Raw genomic sequence first — 24,087 nt, forward strand, 5'->3', positions numbered from 1 at the left:
TCCCGGGTCCCGTGCTCCTGGGGCGGCGGGCCCCGGATCCCGTGCCTCTGGGGCGGCGGGTCCCGGGTCCCGTGCTCCTGGGGCGGCGGGCCCCGGATCCCGTGCCTCTGGGGCGGCGGGTCCCGGGTCCCGTGCTCCTGGGGCGGCGGGCCCCGGGCCCGGCCTCCGGCAGGGTTGTCCTCAAACGCCGGACGGGCTTGATCGAATCAGTCGCGCAGGCGCTCCATCGCCTCCACCACCAGCGCGTGGTCCTCCGCCTGGGGCAGCCCCGAGACCGTCACCGCGCCGATGACACCCGCGCCCTCGACGGCGATGGGGAACGAACCGCCATGGGCCGCGTACAGGTTCGGGTCCAGCCGGGACGACTCCTCGAACGTGGTGCCCCGGGCGCGGAAGCGGGCGCCGACGAGGAAGGAGCCGGCGCCGTACCGCTCCACGACCCGGCGTTTACGGTCGATCCACGCGTCGTTGTCCGCCGTCGAACCCGGCAGCGCGCAGTGGAACAGCTGCTGTGCGCCCCGGCGGATGTCGATCGCCACCGGCGCGTGCCGTCCGCGCGCGAGTCCGACCAGTAGGCTGCCCAGCGCCCAGGCATCGGCGTGGGTGAAGTGCGGGAGGACCAACCGGGCTTCCTGGGCTTCGAGTTCGGCGACGGTGGGGTGGGCCGACGCGGCGGAGGCGGAGGCGCGGGCAGGGGCCGTGCCAGGGGCCGGACCCGGGGCCGGGCCGGGGTGGTGCGGGCGCGGGATGCTCATGGCTCAGGCGCTCCTCAACGCGACCGCGACACCCTCGCGCGCCGACCGCCGCGCCGCCTCCAGTACGTCGAGCGCCGCCGCGGCCTGCCAGGCGGTCACCTGTGGCGCGGTGCCCTCGCGCAGGGCGGTGACGATGCCCGCGTAGTACGCCGGGTAGTCGCCCGGTTCGGTCTCCACCGGGGTGCCGTCGCCCGTCAGCGGGGGCTCGCCCGCGCCGAGCCGGCCCCACAACGCCTCCGGCTCCCTCCCCCAGTCGGCCGTCGCGCACGGCCGCTTGCCCGCACGCAGGTCCGTCTCCTGCGGATCGATCCCGTACTTCACATACGCGGCGGCAGATCCCAACACGCGGAAGCGCGGGCCGAATTGGGCGGCGGTATAGCTGGCGTGGAGATGGGAACGCACACCGTTCGCGTGGGTGAGGGCGATGAAGGTGTCGTCGTCGACCTCGGCGCCGGGACGTCGTACGTCGGACTCCGCGTAGACCCGTACCACCGGGCCGAACAGCACCAGCGCCTGGTCGACGATATGGCTGCCGAGGTCGTACAGCAGCCCGCCGATCTCCTCGGGCGCCCCCGACTCCCGCCAGCCGCCCTTGAGTTGGGGCCGCCACCGCTCGAACCGCGATTCGAAGCGCTGTACGTCGCCCAGCTCGCCGGACGCGAGGAGGCGGGCCACGGTGAGGAAGTCGTTGTCCCAGCGGCGGTTCTGGAAGACGGAGAGCAGCACCCCGCGCGCCTCGGCGAGCGTGGCCAGCTCGCGCGCCTCGGCCGCGCCGCCCGCGAGCGGCTTGTCCACGACGACCGGCAGACCGGCCTCGACGGCGGCGGTCGCGAGCGGGATATGTGTCTTGTTGGGGCCGGCGATGACGATCAGGTCGAGATCGCCGGCCCGCTCCCACAGCTCGTCCGGCGACGCGGCCAGCCGTACGTCCGGGAACTCGGCGCGGGCCTGCTCCCGGCGCTCCGGGGACGAGGTGACGACCGTATCGAGGGCGAGCCCGTCCTCGGCGGCGATCAGCGGGGCGTGGAAGGCGGAGCCCGCGAGGCCGTACCCCACGAGTCCGACACGCAGCGGCGTGCGTGTGCCTGTACCGGTGGCAGTCATGGCGTCCACTTAAGCAACGGTGTTGCCAAAGTGCAAGGCCGGTGCACAATGGCGGTGTGACTGGGGTGACGGGTGTGGAGAGAAGCGCCGGAGTCGGCGGGGCAGCCGGAACCGGCGGGTCGGACGGAACCGGCGGGGCAGCCCGGACCGGGAGTACGGCCGGAACGGACCGCGGCGGCGCGGGAGCCAATCTGCCGGTGCTGCGCACGCACAACGCGGCCCTCGTCCTCGACCTCCTGCGCACCGCCGGGGAGGGCGGCATCAGCAGACTCGAACTCGCCGAGCGCACCGGGCTCACCCCGCAGGCGGTCAGCAAGATCACCGCCCGGCTGCGCGCGGCGGGCCTCGCGGCGGAGGCCGGCCGCCGCGCCTCGACGGGCGGCAAGCCCCGTACCGTACTGCGGCTGGTCCCGTCCGCCGCGTACGCCGTGGGCCTGCACCTGGACCGGGACGAGCTGACGGCGGTCCTGGTGGATCTGACGGGGACTCCGGTGGCCGTACGGGTCACACCGTTCGACCTGGGCGCGGGCGCGGACCGGGTCGTCGAGGCGGCGGCGGCCCAGGCGGAAGCGGTAGCGGACGTGGTACGAGCGGACGCGCGACCGGTAGCGGACGCGGGGCCGGTGGACGCGGGGCCGGCGGTGGCGGGGTCGGCGGTGGCGCGAGCGGTCCCGGCGGTCCTCGGTGTCGGGGTCGCCATGCCCGGCCCCCTCGACCACGCCACCGGTGTCCCCCGGCGCGTCACCGGCTTTCCGCAGTGGGACGGTTACCCCCTGCGCGAGGCCCTCGCCGCTCGCCTCCGGCTCCCCGTCGCGCTCGACAAGGACACCAACGCCGCCGCCCTCGGGCTCGCCCTGCGCGGGCCCGGCGACTCGTTCGCGTACCTCCACCTCGGTACGGGACTGGGCGCCGGCCTGGTCCTCGGCGGCGCGCTGCACCGGGGGGAGCGCACGGGCGCGGGGGAGTTCGGCCATCAGGTCATCCAGCTCGACGGCCCCCTCTGCGACTGCGGCAACCGCGGCTGCGTGGAGGCGCTCTGCCTGGCGGCGGTCGGCCGGGGCGACCTCGCGGAGGCGGCACGCGTGCTCGGCGCGGGGGCGGCGAACCTGGTCGGGCTCCTCGACATCGACCGCGTACTCCTGGGCGGCCGGACGGTCGCCGCGTACGAGGAGTGTTTCGTACGGGGTGTGGGTGCCGCCGTGGCCGAACGCGCCCTGGGCGCGGTCGTCCCCGTGACGGTGGCCGAGGGGGGCGCGCATCCGGTCGCGGAGGGCGCGGCGCAGCTGATCCTGGCGCCGCTGTTCGGGCGGGGACAGGGGCGGGAGGTGGGGCTGGGGCTCGGGCTGGGCCGGTGAGGTGCACTTGTGTGATTTTCGGGTCACGCCGGAGTGTGGTGACCCGCCCGGCCAACGGTGCATGACTAGCGTCGCCGCCCATGCGACCTGTGTGCTCCGTACGCCCACGCCACCTGCTCACCGCTGCCGCTGTCACCATGGCGGTCATAGCGACAGCGACAGCGCTCGCCGGATCAGCCTCCGCCGGATCAGCCTCAGTCGAACCGGTCTCGCTCGAACCGGTCTCGCTCGAATCGGCCTTCGCCGGTCCCCGGCCGCCCGTCTGCGGCAAGGTCTCCGACCGCGACTTTCCGATCGAGACCCGGATCCACGACGGCCCCGCCGCCTACCGGCCCGGCGGTGGCGCGGGGATCTTCTCGCTCGACCTCACCAACACCACGGGCACCGCCTGCCGCGATATCCATCCGGTGCTCGTCCTGTTCGACCGCGACCGGGCGCTGTCGGTCGCGGACATCACGCTGGAGACGGCGGACGGGGAAGGGCGCTGGCGGGCGCTGACGCTGGAGAAGTCCGACGAGGACGAGATCATCGGCGTCCTCGACGACGGCTCACCCGGGTTCGCCGTACCGCCCGGCCGGACCGTGACCGTCCGCGTGCGGCTCGCCTTCGCCGCCGGTACGCCCCCCGACGAGATCGTGGTGAACGCCGCGACCGTCCAGCGTCCGGGCGGACGGGGGGACGGCGAGTGGGTCGGGGCGTCCAACGACTACCTCTTCGCGGTACGGGAGCCTCCGCGTTCCGGTACGGGCACGGGCGCGGTCGGTGTCGGTTCCCGTACGGATTCCGACGCCTCCGACGCCTCCGACGCCTCCGACGCCTCCGACGCCTCCGACGCCGAACTCGCCACCACCGGACCGGGCGGTGGCCCCGGACTCCTCGGCCGGGCTGTCGCCGTCGCCGCCCTGCTCATGGCGGGCGCGTCGCTGGTCATCGGGTTGCGCCGACTCCGTACCCGCAGGAACTGACCTCGCTGTACCCGCAGGAACTGACCTCGCCGTACGACGAGAACCAGCCTCGCGTACCCCCGGAACCGACCCCCGCCCGTGCTGGAACCGACCCCCGCCCGCGCTGGAACCGACCCCGCACGCGACGGATAAGCTGCGCGTGTCGGACAGACCAATACTGGCCAATCAGTAGAGCTGGCTGGCCACCGCAGAGCGGAGAACAGTCCAGTGGCAGAGCGCAAGCCGATCGAGTCCTGGCTCACCGACATGGACGGCGTCCTCATCCACGAGGGCGTCCCGATCCCCGGCGCCGCCGAGTTCATCAAGCGACTGCGGGAGTCGGGCAAGCCCTTCCTCGTCCTCACCAACAACTCCATCTACACCCCGCGCGACCTCCAGGCGCGGCTGTCCCGGATGGGTCTCGACCTGCCCGAGGAGAACATCTGGACCTCGGCGCTCGCCACCGCGAAGTTCCTGGAGAACCAGCGGCCCGGCGGCACGGCCTATGTGATCGGCGAGGCGGGGCTCACCACCGCCCTGCACGACATCGGGTACATCCTCACCGACCACGAGCCGGACTACGTGGTCCTGGGCGAGACCCGTACGTACAGCTTCGAGGCCCTGACCAGGGCGATCCGGCTGATCAACGGCGGCGCCCGGTTCATCTGCACCAACCCCGACGAGACCGGTCCGTCGACCGAGGGCCCGCTGCCCGCGACCGGCGCGGTGGCCGCGCTGATCACGAAGGCGACCGGCAAGGACCCGTACTTCGCGGGCAAGCCCAACCCGCTGATGATGCGCACCGGGCTCAACGCGATCGGCGCGCACTCCGAGACCAGCGCGATGATCGGCGACCGGATGGACACCGACGTCCTGGCCGGTCTGGAGGCGGGGATGGAGACCTTCCTCGTGATGACCGGGGTCACCACGCGCGCCGACATCGACCGCTATCCGTACCGGCCCTCCACGGTCGTCGACTCGATCGCGGACCTCGTCGACCGGGTCTGACGTTCCGGGTCTGACGTTCCGCGTCCGACGTTCCGGGTACGTTCCGGACGCGTCCTGCGATGCGTCCGGGACGCGTCCCGGGTTGCATCCCCGGTACGTCCCGGACGCGTTCCGGATGCGAAAACCCGTCGCGCGGGCGAGTCTCGGTTGCAGGAGGTTCACGATGCGCTCAGCTTTGCTCGCTCTCCGTGCCGCGAGTGCGGTCACCGCCCTGGTGGCCGCACCGATACTCGGCACCGCCACCGCCGCCCATGCCCAGGACTCCGTACGGGTCACCGTCAAGCCGTCCACCATCGCGCCCGGGGGTGAGGTCGAGGTCCAGGTCGAGGGCTGCAAGGCCATCACGGCCGTGGCCACCTCACCTGCGTTCGCCGCGGACACGGATCTCGCGCGGCGCGCCTTCGGCCAGGAGTACAACGAGGATCAGGCCGCCCTCGCCAGGAACCCCGATTTCGCCACGCCACTGCGCGGCCACGTCAAGATCAAGGCGTCCACCGGGCAGGGCCGGCAGTCGGTCGACGTGCGCTGCGACGGGCGTCACCACTCGGCGGCGGGCAGCTTCAGCGTCACGGCCGGCGCGGGCCCCGGCCGGCCGGAGGCGCTCGCGCCGCCCGAACGCCCGGGTCACCACCCCACCCCCCACGCGCCGGTGAAGGCGGGCGGCGGCGGTACGTCGACGGCGCTGGCCGCCGACGCGCCCGAGGACGCGGGGACGGCGGGCCCGGGGACGCGGCACGCGGTGATCGGCCTGGTGCTGGCCGGGGTCGCGGCGGTCGCGGTCGCGTTCCGGAGCGTACGGCGGCAGCGTACGGCCGGGCGGGACGCGGACTGAGATGCCCCGTCAGGAGCCCCGGTACGCACGCTTCCCCCGGGCCGGGCTGGTCACCGGAGTGGCCTGGGCGGTGCTCGTTCTCGGGATGTGGTTCTGGGGGCGGGGCGTGGTCGTGGGCTCCGGTGGGGTGTCCGCCCCGATGACCGGCGATGTGGCGGCGGTGGGCCGTCCGCCGGGGGTGCCGCTGCCGCCGGCCAGTGCGCCGCTGGGCGCCCCGCTCCGTACCCCCGCCTCGGTGGCGGCGCGACCGCCGCTGCGGGTGGAGGTCCCGTCCATCGGCGTCGCGGCGCCGGTGATGGCGCGGGGCCTCGACGCGTCGGGCGGGGTCGACCCGCCGCCGTACGGGAAACCGGACACGGTCGGCTGGTACGAGGGCGGGGCCCAGCCGGGCGCGGTGGGCGCCGCGATCCTCGTGGGCCATGTCGACACCACGGAGGAACCGGCGGTGTTCTACGGGCTGAGCGCCGTCAAGCCCGGCGAGAAGGTCCGGGTGACCAGGGCGGACGGCCGGATCGCCGAGTTCACCGTGGACGATGTGCGGGTCTTCGACCGCGCCCGGTTCGACGCGCGGAAGGTGTACGGGCAGCACAAGAAGTCCCGCGCCGAGCTGCGGCTGATCACCTGCGGCGGGACCTTCGACCGCAGGACGCACGCCTATACGGCGAACGTGGTGGTGTCGGCTTACCTGTCCGGCGTAACGGCCCCACGCGCGAGCTGATATCACGCGTCCCGCCGGTCCCGTACGTACGACTTCCGCCTGTGCCAGGATTGAAGCGGACCGGGTGCAGCCAAGGACAGGGCCCGGTCGGGACGGCCGGGGGAGGGCCGTCCCGTACACAGGGAGCGCGCGCCGAAGGGTCGGCGCGCCTAGGGGGAGTGGATGTACGGCAGCGATTCCGGTTTTGTACGTACGGGAGTGGCCGCGCTGGGGGCGGTACTGCTGCTGGTGGGGTGCTCCTCCGAGGACGACGGCGATACGGAGCGGGGGAAGAAGGCGGCCGCGCCGGTCGGCCAGCAGCCCAAGGCGAAGGACCCGTTCTGGGTCAACCCGGACGGCAACGCGGCCCGGCAGGTCACGGCGTACACGGACAGGGGGGAGACCGCGAACGCCGAGCTGATCAGGAAGATAGCCGACCAGCCGACCGGCGAGTGGATAACCCCGGACGCCCCGCAGAAGCAGGTCAAGGGCTTCACCGAAGCGGCGGCCGGCGCAGACCGGGAAGCGCTGCTCGTCCTCTACAACATCCCGCACCGCGACTGCGGCCAGTTCTCCAAGGGCGGCGCCGCGGACGGCGACGCCTACCGGGCCTGGGTCGAGGAGGTAGCCCGGGGCATCGGGGACCGCAGCGCCACGGTGATCCTGGAACCCGACGCGCTGCTCCACCTGGTGGACGGCTGCACCCCCGACGAGTTCCACGAGGAGCGGTACGACCTCCTCAAGGGCGCCATCACACGGCTCAAGCGACAGCCCGCCACCACGGTCTACCTCGACGCGGGCAACGCGGGCTGGCAGACCCCCGACGCGCTCTTCGAACCGCTCCAGTGGGCGGGCATCGCGGACGCGGACGGCTTCTCCGTCAACGTCTCCAACTTCTACCCGACCGACGCGAGCAAGGACTTCGGCAAGCGCCTCTCCGCCAAGGTCGGCGGCAAGCCCTTCGTCATCGACACCAGCCGCAACGGCAACGGCCCGTACACCAAGGGCGATCCCGGCGAGAACTGGTGCAACCCACCCGGCCGGGCCCTCGGCGAACGCCCCACCATCCAGACCGGCGACCCGCTGGTCAAGGCGTACCTGTGGATCAAACGCCCCGGCGAGTCCGACGGCGACTGCAAGGGTGGACCGAAGGCGGGGGACTGGTACGAGGAGTACGCGCTGGGCCTGGCCAGGAACGCGAAGTAGCCGGGGGGCTGTTCCTTGGGCCGGGGCTGTGCGCCGCCCGCCGGAAAGTCGCTCACACACCAGATCCGGGAGCGGGGGTCAGCGGGTGGCAGACGGACAGGGCGCGCGGGAGTAGAGAGTGACGTGCCCTCCCTTCAGCTCGGTCCGGGCACATACGGTGAAGTCGTGTTCGAGTATCTGCCGCTTGGTCGTTTCCTCGGGGCTGGTGTCCAGTGGCTGGCCTACGGGGTCGCTGAGGACGATGACGTTTTCCGTCTGTGCCAGGCGTCGCCGAATGTCCGGGGCGGCCAGTTCGGTGCCTTGCAGGGTTCCTGATGCGCTGGGACTGTCTTTGAGCGCGATGTCGGAGAGGCCATCGAACCGCGCGGGATAGGAGAGCATCCACTCACGGCGCCGGGCTGGTGTGAACAGAACGGTGTCCGCTTCGGCTGACAGCCGCTCGACCTCCCGGGCGATCGCGGTGACGTTGTCCTTCCTGCTGTCGGGTGTTCTCATCTGCAAGGTGACCGGCAGCAGAGCAGCAGTTGCCCCCAAGCATCCGGCGGCGATGATCACCATGCGAACCCTGGTGCCGCGTAGAGCGGAGAGCTGATTCGCCCGGTCCGCCAGGTGGACGCTCGTGGTTCCCACGAGGAGAGCAAAGCCGATGTTGGTGTAGAGGACGTACCGGTCGACGTACATGTGTTTGTACACAGCGGCAAGGAGTAAGGCAGCAGTGGGGGCGAGGGTGAGAGGCAGGGCGAGGCGGGAGAGACTTTTTGCCCGTCCTGACCGGGACAGATACCAAGCACAGGCCGAGGCCAGGGCGGCGATGCCGACGATCTCGAACCATTCGCGTGGTTTCGGTCCACCGATCCAGGACACCTGCCCCGACTGGCTCATACTGAAGACGATCAAGGGCAGCAGACCGACGGCCACGCCCGTGGCGGTGAGGGTGAAGTACCGCCGGTTCCTGGCAGGCGCAGCGGGGGAGCAGTACAGCGTGATGCCGTGCGCGAGGAGAGCGAGCACAGCGAACTCGTGCAGGATCGAGGCCGCCAGCATCGCGACTCCGTAGAGGAACCAACGGAACCGGGACGTGTGCTGCGCCAGGGTGACGAACAAGTAGGTAGACAGCCCCACAAGCGCGCACACCATCGCATAGGAACGCCCTTCCTGCGCATACATCTGGATTTCTGGGGCCACCGCGAAGGTGAGCCCGCTCAACAGTCCTGCCGCAGGGCGGGCCGTCAGTCGCAGTGCGATGCTCCCCACCAGCCCAGCGGTGATCGCGAGGGCGAGTACAGAAGGGAGGCGCAGGACGATCAGGCTGTCATCCCAGACAGCGAAGAGACCATGCATGAAGAAGTAGTAGATGCCGTGCACGGCGTCGGCATTACGCAAGAGGTCCACAAGCTCCGGCAGGCTCCGGTGCGCTACCTGATAGGTGACGGATTCATCCCGCCACATGGTGTCCCGGCGGGTAACCCCCCACAGCCCCAGGGCAAGAGAAACAAGGGCGGGAACAAGGAAGACACCTCGCCCGGACCTCGACCTCCAGGGGGACGCGGCGTTCGTTCCTGCAGCAGACGGGAGGTCGGAGGGGGCCTGCTCTTGCAGTTCGATGATTCCTCCGTCGGGCGAGTCTTTTGCGAGTGCCTTTAGCATGGCGAGCAGTCAAGTCACAGTATGTGGAAGCAAGTTGGCGGATGTGCGGTCCGACTCCGACTTCTGGCCGATTCGACACCCATGGGAGCGCACGCAATGCTGACGGCAGACGGTCGGCCCGACCATGTGTCGGCACTTCAGGAACAACCGTGCCGCACAGGCCGGAGGTTAGGCCCGCTGCTCACAACGGTCCCTTTACTGTGGAGCTGCGCGGTGGGGGCGTGGGGTCTTCACCGCGACGGCAGCCTGTGGCAGGACGAAGCGGTGTCCTACGACATGGCACAGCGCGGCTTTGGCGAGATCTGGGCAACTGCGCAGCACGTGGATGCGGTCCACGGCCTGTACTACGCCATCTTGCACGGCATCTTCGAGATGTTCGGGCCAGGACTGGCCACCCTGCGGTGGCCCTCTGTGGTTGCCGTGGCCGGTGCCGCGTGTGCGGTGACACTGCTCGGCAGGGATTTGGCCGGGGCAAGAGCCGGGTTGGTGGCCGGCCTGGTCTTCCCTCTTCTGCCCGCTGTACAGCAATACGCTCAGGAGGGAAGATCCTACGCTCTGGTCACCTGCTTGGTGAGCTGGTCTACGTGGCTTCTCGTACGCGCGACGAGGACACCCGGCCGAGTGGCCTGGGCGCTCTACACCTGTGCGCTGGTGGCCGGATGCTGGATGCACGAGTTCGCTCTGCTTGTGCTGCCTGCCCACGCTCTGATGATCGGCGCGATGCGCGTGGGGCGACACGTGCTGCGGTCCTGGGCGATAGCGGCGACATGCACGGTTGCGGCCAGCACCCCACTTGTGGTGGTGAGTATGGGACAGGCGGCCCAAGTGTCCTGGATCTCTGCCGTGTCATGGGCGGACATCGCTCCGTGGGCCTGCGCGGCCGCGTTCGGCACCCTCGGCTGCCTTGTTCTGCGGCGCACTGTCGCCGCACCCGCATGGAAGTCGGCTCTTGCCCTGCTCCTGGCGCCCACAGCGACGTTACTCGTGCTGTCGCTGCTCCGAAACCTCTATGTGGATCGCTATGTGCTCTACGCGCAAGCCGGCCTGGCGCTCCTTGTCGGTATCGCTGTTGACCGCGGTAGCCGGAGGCGGTTCGGCTACTGGGTTTGTGCCGCAGGTGTCGCTGCGTTCGGGACCTACGCGCTGGCTGTGGTCGCTCCCGCGCTGCGCATGCCCGACAGCCGGAGCGATGACGTGCGGGCAATGTCCGCGTTGCTCGGACAGATACGCACACGCGCAGACGGCTTCGTCTTCCTTCCTTCGAGCCGCAGGGCCTGGGTGCTCTATGACAATCCCGAAAAGCCGTACTTCACCGATCTGACTCTGCGGCAGTCACCTCGGGAGTCCCACACGCTTTACGGAACGGAACTGGAGACCGCTGCGATAGCAGACCGCATGACATCTGTGTGTCGGATCCTGGCTGTCCGGGATCCGTTGCTTGAGGGGATCGAGACGTCACCTCAGGACGACGAGAAGCGACGTATTCTGGATCAGCAATTTCGTGCCCTGGAGTCCTGGCAGGTGAGCAAGGCGCACGTAACGCTCTATGTGCGCGCCGCATGCGCCGCATAGGGGTGAGTTTTCGTTACGGTCCCCTGATGATTTCACGCGAGTTTCTCAAGTATTGATTATTGGCCGCCTTCAACTTGGCGAAGTAGCTGGCGTTCGCCTCGATCGCTTTCTGCTCCAGCCGCTTCTCGGCCCTGAACCACACGGCCACGAGGTTGGTCTTCTCCTTGCACATCACGTCGTCCTGCGCGGTCTGCCGCTCTCCGTCGGAAGGCCGCGAGCCCTCTGCCCTTGCGGACCATCGGCTATCGTCGCCCGCCTCGACCGGGGAGCGGTACAGGCGGCCGTGCTCCTTCATGCAGGCGCTCCACCGGCGGAAGCCGTCGACTACTTCGGGGTTGCGCTGGGCGGCATCGTAGGTACTGGATTTGAGACTGTTCGGCTTCGCGAAGCCAGCTGTTGCGTTTCTGGTCAGCTGATCATTGGCCTGTTGCCGACAGCGTTCGGCTGACTCGCTCGCATCCTGGGGCAGTTGGGCATCCCGCCTCCGCATGGCATCGACGACCTTGTGCACCGCCGCCGGAGCGAGAAGGTCAGCCGGCGGACGGTATCCGTACCACTGCGCTACTTCGGGCTCGATAACCCCGTAATGGAGCCGGTTGCGCCACTTGTCGTCGACGTCAGGCATCGAGATATCCGGGCCACTTGAGGCCCGAATTTTTCATACACGGACGTATCAATTGATCCGTGGCCCGATAGGTGAGGTGCACACACCACGCACACTCCGGAACCCCCGCCGGGTGAGCCGATGACCAGCACAACGGAGAACACCCCATGAAGCTGAAGCGGTTGGCCCCCACGATCGTCGCGACAGTCCTCCTCGGCACGGCGCTGACAGGGGGCGTCGCGACAGCCGCCACCCCCTCCGCCGTGACCAGGCCGTGGCGGTCGATTGCAGCAAGGCCATCGTCGGCGTCAAGGCGAAGGAAAGCGTCAAGATCCGCAAGACCCGCTCCACCTCGGCCACGGCCCTCGGCCTCTGGGTCAAGGGAGGGAAGGGCGGCCTCTGCAACGACGGCAAGGCGACGACCGGGGCCACGTACACGCTCTGCGGCAAGACGAGCAACAAGTGGTACTGGGGCGGCCCGAACTCCAGTGACATCGATGGCTGGATCCCCAGCACCTGCGTCAACTGGTAACACCACTGCCGACGGCCCCCGTTCGCCCTTCCGGGCGGGCGGGGGCCGTTCTGCGTGGGCCTGTCCCGTCGGGCCGGCCCCATGAATTACTCCGCCTCCATAAACGTCCGTACTGATTTCGGAAACGTCTGTACCAATTCCGGCGCTCTGGATGTTCGGCTGAATTTCTCTGCCGGATTCTGGTTTGACTTCGGAGTGGCTGGTCAACGGCCCTGGTTGATGGCGGGAAATCGACCGGAGGATGTGGCGGATATACCACTGGATTACCGATGGATTGCTGGCGCGTGATAGAAGTCTGCGGTCCCGTCGACGAGTTTCCAGTGACTTTTGCCACAGCAAAGACACCGTAATCTTCACGTATATTGTCCGGCAGGCTGCTCTCGGCCACCCCCCACAGCAATCGTGAGAGATCGGTAATACCTGTGTCGAATTTCCGCAGCAAGGCCGTGATGGGCGTGCTCGGTGCAGTCGCCGTCGAGGGTATATCCTTCGCCGCCTCTACGCGTGTCGCTACCGCAAGGAAAAGCTGTGAATAGCACTGGCCAGTATTCACGGACAGCCGTTGCCGCTCGGGTTCGCGAACCTCACGGAGCCGGCAGTTCCGTTTCCTCGTCGGTGGGTCGTGAATCGGTAAATCCGGAGCCGGTGCCCTTATATATTGAGGTTTCGGACAGTGGGCCATTCGTCATTGTCATGCGGGACGACACTTCGTACTGCGTCAAGGAGCTGTCCCGAACGCTCGGTGGAGGCAGGGCGAGCGGACTTCGAAATCCGCAGGCGGTCGCCGAGGTCATCTCGGAAAATTATCGGCTGTTCCAGGCCGACATGCGCAGAGCGCTGGGTGAGACGATCCGCTGCCCCCGTGGCGTCACCTTCCACCTACTTGATGCCCAATTACTCGAACAGAGTGTCCGCCACCGCGCCGGCGCCGGGCCGCTGCTCAGCCTCGACCCCCTGATCGAGCAGGCCGACCATGTCCTGCGCGCCTCGCGAGGGTTTCTCCTCGGAGGGGACAGGCCCGTTGGCCTCGTACCCAGCCCGGGAACGCAGTCGTTCCATCGGCAACTGGCCGGGCTGTCGGCCGATGCCGAGTACACGCTGATCGAGGACGACATATTCACGGGCGGCACCATAAAAGAGGTGATCCGCATGGTGCGGCGCCTGGGAATGAAGGTCGGCCGCGTCGTACCGGGTATTCGGTTGTCCAGTGAGGTCGAGGATCTCATTCCGGGTGTCGTGGTCGATCCCGTGATGCGATATCACATCCTGGGCGACTCCAAGGAGACGCGCCCCCTGGAGATCGCCGACCCGAGAAATTTCCTGCTCGGTGTTTCTGGGCTGGTGGTCTGCCTGCCCGACGGGAGCTGGACACGAGCCCCTTACTGGCTTCCGTTCGTCAGAGCCGCAGCACGCATCGGAATATCCCCTGCCTGCGAAGAAGAGTTCGCGCTGCTGGCGATGCGGGCGAACCTGGATTTTTACAGCCGGATACAAAAGTCCCTCGACGTGACCATTCGGATATCAGATTTCTCCCCCACGGTGCGCGACCTGCTGCCGGCGCTGGGATTTGCTCATATGTCGACGCCGGTCTGTACGGCGTTGGAGCACATGATGACGCATCTCGATCGGCACATCGAAGTAGTGGCCGGTGGGGGCAGAACGACCGTGGAGAGCCGGGACGGCGTTCCCTCGGATGTGGAGCCATCGTGATGACAGCGCCGGACGAATTGCCCAGGACGATACTTCTCGACCTCAACGGGACACTCATCCCGTCTTCACCCGGAGCGCCTCAGGACACCGCCGGCCTCCGCAAGGTGGGACAGCTGGCCCAGGAACTGGGTGCGGCCGGGTCCGTGGTGGGCCTGTGCTCCGACTCGCCACTCGAACAGCTGTGGGAGTTCGGCCAGGACATCGGACTCGGTGAACCACGAGAGTTCCCGGTGGTGGCCGAGAACGGGAACGTGGCGGACATCGACGGGCGAGTACGGGTGATGACACCCTTCGCCGCTCGGAAGCAGGTCCGCTCGACGGTTGCCGCGCTCGCCTCGGAACACGGACTCCAGCAGGCGGACGAAACGCTGGCACCGGAGTTCGGCGGAGTACGCCCCGGCCGCGACCAGTGGGCGTTCGGCGCCAACCGCAGAGCGTCCGTGAGCGTCTTCGGGCCGCGTGACTTCCTGGTCGCCGTGGGGCAGCGCTTGCGGGACTGGGCCGGTGGGAACCACACCGAAATTTCGACGGAGAGCAGCCCGGACGGCCGGTACCTCGGCATTCATCCGTACCGCCGGGTGGATCTGGGGAAGCAGCGGACGCTGGCCACGCTGGCGAGCGGCCAGAAGGAGCTGCTGATGATCGGCAATTCGCTCGCGGACTGGGTTCCCGCCTGTTACGGCGTGCGATGTGCGTTCGTGGCAGATTCAAACATTCCGGACGATGTACGTGCCGAAGCCTGGCGTATTTCGGAACAGCCGGATGTACACGGGGTCATTGACATCCTGACCCGATTGACCGGCCTCACGGCTGGTCGGGCCGGTCGGTCGTAGTCACCGCCCGACTTCTCAAGCTACGCCCGACTTCTCAACCTATTCGATACCAGTGGGAGTAACAGTGTCTCGTGTTCGTCTTGGCGTAATGGGGTGCGGGCAGATCGCACAGTTGATGCATCTGCCGTACATCGCGGAACTGAACGACCGGTTCGAGATAGTCGCTCTGTGCGACCGGGCCACCGACCTGGCCCGACGGGTCGGCAGCCGTTACGGCGTCGAAAATATCTACGGGTCCCTGGACGAGATGCTGGAAAAGGAACCGGAGATCGATGCGGTTCTCGTGTTGAATCTCGACCATTCCGATTCTGTCAGCGCCGCGCTCCGGGCCGGAAAGCACGTATTCACTGAAAAGCCCCTGGGGTACACGGTAGCCGAGTCCGAGCAGGCGGTGAAGATTTCCGAAGAGGTCGGAAAGATTCTCATGGTCGGTTATATGAAGCGCTACGACAGCGGTGTTCGCCGCGGCCTCGAGCAAATCAAGAGGATAGCGCGCCCGGTCATGGCGCGCGTTCATATGGTGGTCGGCCCCGAATACGGAAACTGGATCATCCCGGAGCTTGCCGGAATCGACAGGTCGAGCAGCCAGAATCCGGAACGCGATGCGCGGCGTGACCGGGTCATGGACGAGTCGAAGAATATGGACCAGGCGGCGCTGAACGCCTACATGGAGATGTTCGGCGTATGGAGCCACGACATCAACGTCTACCGCGCGGCTTTCCCCGAGGAGCCGGTCTCGGTAAAGGCGCACACCACTGCGGATGGAAGCGCGCTCACCGCGATCCTGCAGTACGCGGACGGCTTCCAATGCGTCTTCCAGGGAGCGAGCACATCGCTCTACAGGTTTGAGGAGAGCCTCACTGTCTGGGGTGACGACCGTACCGTCTCCCTGGACATCTCGAACCCGTTTCTCCGCCATATCCCGTCGACGGTCAGCGTCTGGCGGAACGAAACCGAGCCACTGCCGGGCCACACGCGGCCGGCGACGGTCGAGGAAGTCGTCACAGGGTCGCACCGCGAGGCGTTCAAATCGCAGCTGGCCCATTTCCATGAGTGTGTCACCTCTGCGACACCCGATCCCTTGACGAGCGGACGGGAAGCTCTGGAGGACACCCGTCTGATGGCCAGAATCGTGAAGGCGACGATGGCCGAGGGCCGATGAAGAAGAAGTGACGATGACCCACAGCTCACTAATGGACTTGAGGAGAACTGATGACCGGAGCTGACACGGTTTTGGAGACGCTCCGGCGTCATGTGCTCGTAGACGGCCTCGACCTGGTCGTCGACCTGGAGCGCAGCCACGGATCCATGCTCGTCGACGCTCGTTCCGGAGTCGAATACCTGGATCTGGTCACCTTCTTCGGTTCGCTGCCGCTCGGTATGAACCACCCCGCCATGGCACAGGACACCCGCTTCATGGCGGACCTGGGCCGAGCGGCTCTGCACAAAGTGGCCAATACCGGTTTCTACACCGCCGAGTACGCGCGCTTCGTCGAAACCTTCACCCGGGTCGTCGGAGACCCGGAACTGCCGCGCTTCTTCTTCATAGACGGCGGCGCCCTGGCCGTGGAGAACGCTCTGAAGGTCGCCTTCGACTGGAAGGCGCAACGAGTCGGCGCGCACAGCGGCCAGGAACTGATGGCCATGCACGTGACCGGCGCATTTCACGGCTGCACCGGTTACACCATGAGCCTGACGAATGTGGACGACCCAAAGATCACGGACCGGTACCCCCAGTGGGAGTGGCCGCGTATCGCCCTGCCCGGTCCGGATTCGGCCGCGGACGCGTTGCGTACGGCCCGGGACATCTTCGAGCAGCACGGCGACAGGATCGCGTGCTTCATCGCCGAGCCCATCCTGGGATCGGGCGGTGACATCCACCTGAGCGGCGAATTCCTTGCCGGGATGCAGGGGCTCTGCCGGGAGTACGACGCTTTGTTCGTCCTGGACGAAGTACAGACCGGATGCGGCTTCTCCGGTACGCCCTGGGTGTATCAGCAACTCGGCCTGGAGCCCGACATCGTGGCTTTCGGGAAGAAGACCCAGGTGTGCGGCATCATGGCCGGCCGCCGCGTCGACCTGGTGCCCGAGAACGCCCTCGTGGTCTCCGCGCGACTCGGCTCCACCTGGGGCGGAAACCTGGCCGACATGGTCAGGGCCACCCGCGTGCTGGAGATCATGGAGAACGATTCCCTCGTACAGGGAGCGGCCGACAAGGGAAAGTACCTCCTGGCCCAGCTCCAGGGGATTGCCGAACACCTGCCGGAACTGCTGACGAACCCGCGCGGGCGGGGCCTGATCTGCGCGTTCGATCTCCCGTCCGGCGAAATCCGGAACGAGGTCGTGGAGCGGCTGCGCACGGAAGAACACACACTGCTGAGGCCGAGCGGCGCACGAAGCGTCCGTATCCGCCCTTCCTTGGCAGTGACGACCAGCGACCTCGACCGCGGAGTCCGGGCCATCAGCCGCGTGCTCCAGAGCATGTAGCCAGGATCGCCGGTCCCTTGAGGACGCGTTCGAGGCTTCGGAAGCACAGGCGATCGGCCACGCCGAAACCCGGCTGACCGCCTGTGCTTCCGCGCTCGGCGCGGCCCTTGTGCCGCTGGGCGGGGCCGGTCATACGCGCCCCGGGGCGCCCCCGCCCGTACAGCCAGCACCCGGCTCCTCAGCCGGTCATCGGCCACTGCCGAGGGCCACCTGGTGGATGAACAGGGCTTCACCCTCTCCGTTCACCAGAACCGCGCCCGCCGCCGCATGCCCGCGTAACTCCTTCCGACCGGTGATCTCCAGCCAGGCGAATTGCGGGCGGAGCGGAAGAGCGCACATCACGGCTCCAATGAGCTGAAGGGGAGGGAGGGACGTTCCGAGCCGGTCTTTTCGGCGTCTTCGGCAGAGCCCGGCAGGGGCAGCCGGTCGCCCCGGCTCTCCGCCACCCGCAAGGCGTCGGCCAGGGCTTCCGTGAGCCGCCGGGCCAGGAAGCGCAGCTCGTCCGTCGTTGCCCTGCGGGCGTCCAGGATGGCCGGCGCGTGGCCCAGGAGGTCCACGGCCATGTCGAGCTGTACGCGCTCGATGTCGTCCGCGCGACCTGCCGCACCGGTTCGTGCCAACCGGGGCGGTGGCGCCGCAGGGATCAGGCGGTGTGGGCTGCCTTGACGGTGGTGAGAAACGTGGTCCAGGAGTTGTTGGTGAAGAGGAGGGCGGGACTGCCGGGGGTCTTGCTGTCGCGTATCGGCGTGAGGCCGGGGAGGCCGTCGGCCACTTCTACGCAGTTGCCCTGGTCCCCGCTGTAGCTGCTCCTGCGCCAGGAAGCCCGAGGGCGGGCGTCAGGCATCGTTCTTCAAGGTCCGGACGAATACTGACCAGCTGTTGGCCGGGAAGACGAGCACGGGCCCCCTCGGCTGCTTGCTGTCGCGTATGGGGGTGACGTCGGGGACGCCGTCGCAGACTTCGAGGCAGTCGCCTCCCTGGCCGCTGTAGCTGCTCTTGCGCCAGGCCATGTTCTCAAGACTGGGGGTGGCCATTCCTCTACCGCTCTGGGTGTTCGATACGGCTACAACTCCTGCCGCACTTGGGCGATCAGGTCGAGACTGTCCCCTGGGCTCAAGGCGATCGACCGGAGCGAATCAAAGATGAGCGTATATTCTCCGGTCTCCTCCGGGGTCTCCATGTACAGCGTCCCCGTCCGGTGCTCGACGCATACAACGTCGGAGAACGACGGGTTGGGGAACCCGAAGAGTACGAACGACCCGGCGAGCCCGGCATGGGCTTCGGCCCGGTGGGGGATGACCTGCACTTCAACGCCTGGGTACGTCCCGGGGGCGGGCTCCGTATCGAGGTGCATGACGCGTCGAGCGCCGCACCGCGACAACGGGCGCATGATCCGGGGCCGTTGACGGCAGAGGGCTCGTCATCGTGGACGCGCTCGCGGACGCGTGGGGTGTGGGGGAGCGGAACGGGCCCGGGAAGGCGATCTGGGCCGAGCTGTCCGGGTAAGGGGCTAGATGGCGGGGGTGCCTACCCGGTTCGGGCCCGGCCCCCCGTACCTCCTGGTTGCAGCGCGTCGGCCGGTGCCGTTCCGCCGCGACGGTTATACGGCTACGACCCGCACACGGTTGCCGCAGAGCTTCGTCATGTCATCGGTGTCGGAAGTGAGCATGACGACCGGGCGCTGTTGTCTCAGTGCCATCTCGACCACTATGGCGTCGATGGCGTACTTGTGGCCATGCAGTCCGGCGTTGAGCAGCAGCGAGGAGGCGGCTTTCGCCTCCTCGTCGCCGATATGGATGATCCGTACCCCTGACAGGAGCCAGGCGAGCCGCGTCCTGTTCGTACGGTGGTGTACGGCTTCGACGATGGTCAGTGCGCTGATCACCACTTCCATGCCGTGTCTACGGGCCTCGGTGACCAGGGCGACCGTGGGCTCGTCGTCGGAGACGAGTTTCGACAACCCCTCGCAGTCGAGGACGAGGGTGCCCTCGTGGGTCAGCTTGCGGCGGGCCACTGGCCCTCCTCGGTGAACACCTCGTCGAAGACCCGACGCGCCCGGTCCTGCTCTTCTTCGGAGACCGGTCCTTTTCGGCGCTCGTAGTCGGCCAGGTACTCGTCCAGGATCTGGCCGCGCAGCTCGCGTTCCACGGCCTCGGCGATGAACGCGGAGAATTCGCGCTTGCCGACGCGTCGGCGAATCGCCTCGGCCGTACCCTCTGACAGGGAGAGGCTGACCCTGGTCGCGGGGCCCTCTCCGACGCCGTACGGCGATGCGGACTCATTCATGGGGTCAATTTATCAAACGAGTGGGAAACCTGTCTGTTCCTACGGTGCGGCGGGGGTGCCTACCCGGTTCGGGCCCGGCACCCCCGTACAGCGGATTACCGCACGTCCACCCACGCGGCCTCCGAGGGCGTGTTGTTCTCGTCCGTGACGAAGAGCATGTACCAGCCGGACGGGACCAGGGCGCTGTTCTTCGGGACGGTGACTTCGATGCCGTCCTTCGTCTTCTTCAGGTCCAGGTCGATCGTGCGCTGTTCCACGTCCGTGACGTGGGTGACGGCGCTGGGGCGCATCAGTTTGGCGGACGTGATGGAGCCGGGGGAGTCCGTCCTGAAGACGCCCGACGCGCCGCGCTCGATCTCCTTGGGGCCGCCGGAGAGTGCGGGGCGGGAGTCGCGGTAGAGGTAGGGCGGGGTGTAGATCTCGATGCGCTGCTCGAAGACGCCGGGCTTGGTGTTGGCCCGGTCGGCGTAGAGCGAGTCGGAGCCGAAGATCATGACGCGGCCGTCGGGCAGGAGGACGGAGCCCGAGTGGTAGTTGCGGCCGACGGCGGGGTCGGCGACGCGTTGGTACGTATCGGTCCTGGCGTCGTACATCCGGGCCTGGAGGACGTTGGAGCCGCCGCGGCCCCGGTAGTCCTCGGAGCCGCCGGTGACCAGGATGCTGTCGTCGGGCAGGAGCGAGGCGCTGGGGTAGCGGGTGCCCTTCTCCAGGCTGGGGCCGTCCTTGAAGCGCGGGTCCGGGTCCTTGAGGTCGACCAGCCGGGACTTCTTGCTGGACCTTTCGGACTCGCCGACCCCGCCGCCACCGATGACCATGAACTTCTGGTCCTGGGCGGGCGGCAGCATGACCGTCGCGGAGGTCTCCATCAGGGTGGGGTCGCTCAGCCCGGGGATCTTGTCGAACTTGTTGGTCGCCAGGTCCCAGACGCCCGGCTCGCGGCCCACGTCGGCCGGCCCGTACCCCGCGTTGGAGCCGCTGTAGAAGAGCTTGCCGCTGTTCAGCAGGAAGACCGCCGGGTAGGTGGGGAACTTCCTGATGATCCCGGTGTACTCCCAGGTACGGGTCTTCGGGTCGTAGATCTCGTCCTTGCCGGGGACGATCTGGCCGATCTCGTCCAGCCCGGACATCGCCAGGACCTTGCCGTCCTTGAGCGTGGTCAGCGTCGGGTACCAGCGGGCCTCGTTCATCGGGTCGACGGTGATGTACTTCTCCGCGACCGGGTCGAACTCGAACGCCTCCCTGATCCCCTGGAAGTCCTTCTTGTCCAGCGCCAGCTTCTGCGCGATGCCGTACACATTGCGCGCGTCGGAGCCCTTGAGGCCCTGCACCCGGTAGTTGTCCTCGGTGCCGGTCTCGTACTTCGCGCCGGAGCGGCGGGCCTCGACGTAGATACGGCCGAGTCCGGCCTCGGTGCGCAGGAACGCGCCGGTGTTCTTGTCGAAGATCTTCTTCGCCTTCTCGACCAGGACCGGGTCCTTGGAGACGAAGGTCTTGCCGTTCTCCTTGCCCGTGAACACCGTCCCCGCGGGCAGGGTGATCGGTTTGTCCGGGTCCTCGTTGTGGACGATCATCAGACCGCCCGCCTTGGTGACATCGCCCTCGAGCTTCTCGTACCGCTTCGTTCCCCCGGCCACCAGCAGGTTTCCGTCCGGCAGTTGGGTGTGCCCGGCGCAGAACATGTCCTTGGGGGTGGGGATCATCTTGTACGAGCCGTTCTTCGGGTCCCAGAGGACCGACTCGAACTTGCCCGCGTCGAAGTTCTTCTGGTTGTTGCCGGAGCCGGCTATCAGCAGCACCTTGCCGGTGTGCAGCAGGGAGGCGTGGATCGAGTTGATCCGGAACGCGGCGGGAACGTCGAGGAAGTCCCAGTGGCCGTTGGCCGCCTTGTACTCCGGTCGGTTGATCTTGTACTCGTGGTACTGCTGCGAGCTGAACCGGTAGAGCGCGGGTCCGTTGAACCCAGCAACCGCGACCACGACCGCCGCGCCTATCGCTATGCGCCGGGCGCGGTTCCTGCGGTGGTTCTGCCGGACGGGGATCGCGCTCATTTCTTATGTCCTCCAAGGGAAATCTGCGAGGTGGGACCGGCCTGATCGGCCGGGCCGGACGGGGCGGCCGGACCGGTCGGGCGGCCGTCGTTCACCGCCGGGAGTACGGCGGTGGTGTGCGGGCCGTTGTACGGGCCCGTCTGCTGCGGGATGACCGCGGTGGAGGCGGTGGTGGCCGGGCCTGCGGGCGCCGAGGTGGCGGGCGTCGCGGGCGCGCCGGCGCCGCCCCGGTGCGTACCGCGCTTCCGCTTCTTCTTTTTCTCCTCGCGCATGCCCTGCCGCCAGATGAAGATCGGCGCCGCCGTGATCAGCATCGCCAGCGTGGCCCAGAGGAGCATCGCCGGGTGGTCGTGGCCCAGGAAGAAGGAGGCGACGATCGAGCCGCCGAAGATGAGGATGAAGAACAGATGGATCCGGAAGGTGCCGAAGAGCGTGTCCGGGCTGGAGGAGTCGCCCTTGGGCGTCACCACGAACTTGCTCTTGCGCCGCAGCACCGCGTCCATCAGCGAACGGGCGTACAGCGGCGCCGACATCGCCGACATCGCCATACCGGCCAGCCCGCCGGAGCCCTCGGGCTCGTGCGGCGAGACGTTGTGGCGGCGGTTCCAGATGTAGAGGCCGACCTGGAGCGCCGAGGCGTTGCCGTACAGCATCATCCAGATCACCGGGTCGATCTGCACACCGGAGGCGCCCATGCCCAGGAACAGGGCGCAGCTGAGTGCCGCGAGGATCCAGTTCATGGCCGACATCGGATAGAAGATGATCATCATCGTGTAGTTGAAGAGCTTGCCCGGGGGCAGGGTGGTGAAGCCCTTCCAGTACTGGCCGATGATCGTGTCGTACGTCCCCCTCGACCAGCGCAGCTGCTGGGTGAAGAAGTCCGTCCAGGCCGTCGGCCCCTCGCCCACGGCCAGCACGTCCGGGGTGTAGACCGAGCGCCATTTGCGGCCGGTCAGCGGGTTCCTGTGGCGGTGGATCTCGAAGCCGGTGGCCATGTCCTCGGTGATCGAGTCGTACAGCCCGCCGATCTGCTGGAGCGCCTTGATGCGTACGGCGTTGCTGGTGCCGACGAACATGGGCGCGCCGTAGCGGTTGCCCGCGCGCTGGATCAGGGCGTGGAAGAGGAACTGCTGCGACTCGGCGGCCTTGGTGACGAACGAGTCGTAGTTGCCGTAGACCTGCGGGCCGATGACGAAGCCGATGTCCGGGTCGCGGAAGTAACCGAGCATCCGCTCCAGGTAGTTGGGCATCGGGATGTGGTCGGTGTCGACGGAGGCGAAGAAGTCGTAGTCGTCGCCGTGCGCGTCGAGCCACGCGTTGTAGTTGCCGTGCTTGGTCTTGGCGCGGTGCGGGCCCTTGGCCATGTTCCACTTCGCGATGCCCTTGCGGGAGAAGTGGTGCACGCCGAGCCGGGCGCAGACCTCCTTGACGGCGGGGTCGTCACCCTCGTCGAGCAGCCATACGTGCATCAGCCCCCGGTGCCGGATCCTGACCGCCGCCTCCAGCGTCTTCGTCACCATCTCCAGGGGCTCCTTGCCCGGCACGAAGGAGGTGAGGAAGGCGACGCGGGTGTCGGCCTCGGGTACGACGGGGATCGGGTCGCGCGCCACCAGCGTCGCGTGCGCGTTGGACACCACGTTCATCGTGCGGAACAGCTCGATCAGTCCGATCGAGACCAGCATCACGATGTCGAGGACGAGAAGGGTGTCGTTGTCGAGGTTGGGGTCGCGCTCGGTCCAGTGCTGAGGCTGCATCAGCCAGGCGAAGAGGCCGAGCGAGAGCAGCGGCGCCGCGCCGAGCAGCAGCGCGGCCCGGATCCGGTGCGGCTCCTGGGAGAGCAGCGACCGGTACTGCACCTTGTACGGTTTGTTCGGATCGGGCCTGGTCAGGGGCCCGGCGAGCCGGCTGTAGTGCTCGTAGTCGTACCTGGGCAGCTCCGCGCTCCGCCTCGGGCGGGCCCGGGATCCGCCCTTCCGTATCTGCGAGGGAAGCCGGAGCTGCGTGGTCCGGGAAACGTCGTTGTCCTGCTGGTCGCCTTCTGGCGTCGACGTCATTGAGTTCATCCCCCCGCACGCGTGTGCTCCGCGTGTCTGGTCGATCGTTTCGTCCGGAATGGTCCCCCTCGACCATCGATCCGGGCGCGTCAATGTGTGGCCCCCTGTCCGTGAGGACACGGACAGTCACCCTCCGGTTGCATGGTGCCGGTGACGGTCGTCATGCGTGAAACAGGAATCCCCGGCTCCGCCGTATCCCTCCCGGCGGAACATCTCCTCGCACCGCGTCCAACTGTTCGGACCACATACCCCATTGGGGTCAATGAGCTCAGAATAGGGTGTCCGACCTCCGCCGCTATCGCAAGGGAGAAAAGGGCCGGATCTCGGTCGTTTGAGCGATTTGGGCGGGGCGGTGTGATGCATGTGTGACGGAAGTCGTGGCGAAGTGATGGCGAGCATGCGCCATCACCTCT

Annotated in this window: 24 protein-coding genes; 12 read left to right on the forward strand and 12 right to left on the reverse strand. The window is 67.8% G+C overall.

Features of this window, described 5'->3' with window-relative positions:
* Nucleotides 1-206: 206 nt before the first annotated feature.
* Together ACIP8W_RS02350 and ACIP8W_RS02355 are read right to left on the reverse strand one after the other, a co-directional pair.
* Entirely contained in the window at nt 207-755 is a 549-nt protein-coding gene (locus ACIP8W_RS02350) for a heme-degrading domain-containing protein (protein ID WP_402150051.1), read from the reverse strand.
* Between the two features lie 3 nt (nt 756-758).
* Nucleotides 759-1,859, reverse strand: a complete 1,101-nt coding sequence (locus tag ACIP8W_RS02355; protein WP_402201630.1) for a Gfo/Idh/MocA family oxidoreductase — start codon at nt 1,857-1,859, stop codon at nt 759-761.
* 197 nt (nt 1,860-2,056) lie between these two features.
* Between ACIP8W_RS02355 and ACIP8W_RS02360 the strand changes: the two genes are divergently transcribed.
* From ACIP8W_RS02360 to ACIP8W_RS02385, 6 genes are all read left to right on the forward strand, one after another.
* The gene (locus ACIP8W_RS02360; protein WP_402201631.1) at nt 2,057-3,214 is read left to right on the forward strand and encodes an ROK family protein; all 1,158 of its coding nucleotides are present in this window, start codon (nt 2,057-2,059) and stop codon (nt 3,212-3,214) included.
* Between the two features lie 80 nt (nt 3,215-3,294).
* On the forward strand, nt 3,295-4,179 hold the full coding sequence (locus tag ACIP8W_RS02365) for a hypothetical protein (RefSeq protein ID WP_402201632.1): 885 nt from the start codon (nt 3,295-3,297) through the stop codon (nt 4,177-4,179).
* A 207-nt stretch (nt 4,180-4,386) separates the two neighbouring features.
* Entirely contained in the window at nt 4,387-5,166 is a 780-nt protein-coding gene (locus tag ACIP8W_RS02370) for an HAD-IIA family hydrolase (RefSeq protein ID WP_401952448.1), read from the forward strand.
* Nucleotides 5,167-5,329: 163 nt separating this feature from the next.
* Nucleotides 5,330-5,998 carry a hypothetical protein gene (locus ACIP8W_RS02375; RefSeq protein WP_401952449.1) on the forward strand — a complete coding sequence of 223 codons (669 nt, stop codon included), beginning with the start codon at nt 5,330-5,332 and terminating at the stop codon, nt 5,996-5,998.
* Between the two features lies 1 nt (nt 5,999).
* The gene (locus ACIP8W_RS02380) at nt 6,000-6,716 is read left to right on the forward strand and encodes a class F sortase (RefSeq protein WP_402201633.1); all 717 of its coding nucleotides are present in this window, start codon (nt 6,000-6,002) and stop codon (nt 6,714-6,716) included.
* Nucleotides 6,717-6,878: 162 nt separating this feature from the next.
* Nucleotides 6,879-7,901, forward strand: a complete 1,023-nt coding sequence (locus tag ACIP8W_RS02385) for a glycoside hydrolase family 6 protein (protein WP_401952454.1) — start codon at nt 6,879-6,881, stop codon at nt 7,899-7,901.
* A gap of 78 nt (nt 7,902-7,979) precedes the next feature.
* Here the strand turns inward: ACIP8W_RS02385 and ACIP8W_RS02390 are convergent, their stop codons facing one another.
* Nucleotides 7,980-9,548, reverse strand: coding sequence for a hypothetical protein (locus ACIP8W_RS02390; RefSeq protein ID WP_401952457.1), 1,569 nt, complete (start codon nt 9,546-9,548; stop codon nt 7,980-7,982).
* 264 nt (nt 9,549-9,812) lie between these two features.
* Here ACIP8W_RS02390 and ACIP8W_RS02395 point away from each other — a divergent pair, with 264 nt between their 5' ends.
* Nucleotides 9,813-11,120: a glycosyltransferase family 39 protein gene (locus tag ACIP8W_RS02395; protein ID WP_402201634.1), complete on the forward strand. Its 1,308-nt coding sequence runs from the start codon at nt 9,813-9,815 to the stop codon at nt 11,118-11,120.
* Nucleotides 11,121-11,133: 13 nt separating this feature from the next.
* Here the strand turns inward: ACIP8W_RS02395 and ACIP8W_RS02400 are convergent, their stop codons facing one another.
* A complete protein-coding gene (locus tag ACIP8W_RS02400; protein WP_402201636.1) occupies nt 11,134-11,745 on the reverse strand; it encodes a hypothetical protein in 612 nt (203 codons plus the stop codon).
* A gap of 253 nt (nt 11,746-11,998) precedes the next feature.
* Between ACIP8W_RS02400 and ACIP8W_RS02405 the strand changes: the two genes are divergently transcribed.
* The 5 genes from ACIP8W_RS02405 to lat all read left to right on the forward strand — a co-directional run bounded on the left by ACIP8W_RS02405 (nt 11,999) and on the right by lat (nt 17,286).
* On the forward strand, nt 11,999-12,256 hold the full coding sequence (locus ACIP8W_RS02405) for a hypothetical protein (protein WP_402201638.1): 258 nt from the start codon (nt 11,999-12,001) through the stop codon (nt 12,254-12,256).
* A gap of 693 nt (nt 12,257-12,949) precedes the next feature.
* Complete coding sequence (locus ACIP8W_RS02410; RefSeq protein WP_401952465.1) at nt 12,950-13,966, forward strand: hypothetical protein; 1,017 nt, start codon at nt 12,950-12,952, stop codon at nt 13,964-13,966.
* Nucleotides 13,966-14,799 carry a hypothetical protein gene (locus ACIP8W_RS02415; protein ID WP_402201640.1) on the forward strand — a complete coding sequence of 278 codons (834 nt, stop codon included), beginning with the start codon at nt 13,966-13,968 and terminating at the stop codon, nt 14,797-14,799. Before ACIP8W_RS02410 ends, ACIP8W_RS02415 begins: the two co-directional genes overlap by 1 nt.
* An 88-nt stretch (nt 14,800-14,887) precedes the next feature.
* On the forward strand, nt 14,888-15,961 hold the full coding sequence (locus tag ACIP8W_RS02420; RefSeq protein WP_401952829.1) for a Gfo/Idh/MocA family protein: 1,074 nt from the start codon (nt 14,888-14,890) through the stop codon (nt 15,959-15,961).
* A gap of 50 nt (nt 15,962-16,011) precedes the next feature.
* Nucleotides 16,012-17,286, forward strand: a complete 1,275-nt coding sequence (lat, locus tag ACIP8W_RS02425; RefSeq protein WP_401952469.1) for an L-lysine 6-transaminase — start codon at nt 16,012-16,014, stop codon at nt 17,284-17,286.
* Between the two features lie 338 nt (nt 17,287-17,624).
* On the opposite strand, the gene ACIP8W_RS02430 is transcribed toward lat, so the two are convergent.
* The 8 genes from ACIP8W_RS02430 to ACIP8W_RS02465 form a co-directional block, all read right to left on the reverse strand.
* Entirely contained in the window at nt 17,625-17,906 is a 282-nt protein-coding gene (locus ACIP8W_RS02430) for a hypothetical protein (protein WP_402148742.1), read from the reverse strand.
* A gap of 23 nt (nt 17,907-17,929) precedes the next feature.
* Complete coding sequence (locus ACIP8W_RS02435; protein WP_402201643.1) at nt 17,930-18,130, reverse strand: DUF397 domain-containing protein; 201 nt, start codon at nt 18,128-18,130, stop codon at nt 17,930-17,932.
* Nucleotides 18,123-18,320, reverse strand: coding sequence for a DUF397 domain-containing protein (locus ACIP8W_RS02440; RefSeq protein ID WP_402201645.1), 198 nt, complete (start codon nt 18,318-18,320; stop codon nt 18,123-18,125). Before ACIP8W_RS02440 ends, ACIP8W_RS02435 begins: the two co-directional genes overlap by 8 nt.
* A gap of 29 nt (nt 18,321-18,349) precedes the next feature.
* Nucleotides 18,350-18,640, reverse strand: a complete 291-nt coding sequence (locus ACIP8W_RS02445; protein WP_402148737.1) for a Scr1 family TA system antitoxin-like transcriptional regulator — start codon at nt 18,638-18,640, stop codon at nt 18,350-18,352.
* Nucleotides 18,641-18,886: 246 nt separating this feature from the next.
* Nucleotides 18,887-19,300, reverse strand: coding sequence for a PIN domain-containing protein (locus tag ACIP8W_RS02450; protein WP_402201647.1), 414 nt, complete (start codon nt 19,298-19,300; stop codon nt 18,887-18,889).
* Nucleotides 19,282-19,572: a hypothetical protein gene (locus ACIP8W_RS02455; protein ID WP_401952483.1), complete on the reverse strand. Its 291-nt coding sequence runs from the start codon at nt 19,570-19,572 to the stop codon at nt 19,282-19,284. The genes ACIP8W_RS02450 and ACIP8W_RS02455 overlap by 19 nt, the downstream gene beginning before the upstream one ends.
* A 95-nt stretch (nt 19,573-19,667) precedes the next feature.
* Entirely contained in the window at nt 19,668-21,620 is a 1,953-nt protein-coding gene (locus ACIP8W_RS02460) for a galactose oxidase-like domain-containing protein (RefSeq protein ID WP_402201650.1), read from the reverse strand.
* On the reverse strand, nt 21,617-23,674 hold the full coding sequence (locus tag ACIP8W_RS02465) for a glycosyltransferase family 2 protein (RefSeq protein WP_402148730.1): 2,058 nt from the start codon (nt 23,672-23,674) through the stop codon (nt 21,617-21,619). The genes ACIP8W_RS02460 and ACIP8W_RS02465 overlap by 4 nt, the downstream gene beginning before the upstream one ends.
* Between the last annotated feature and the right edge of the window lie 413 nt (nt 23,675-24,087).

It is taken from the genome of Streptomyces sp. NPDC088554 (assembly GCF_044752945.1).
In the GTDB taxonomy this organism is placed as follows: domain Bacteria; phylum Actinomycetota; class Actinomycetes; order Streptomycetales; family Streptomycetaceae; genus Streptomyces.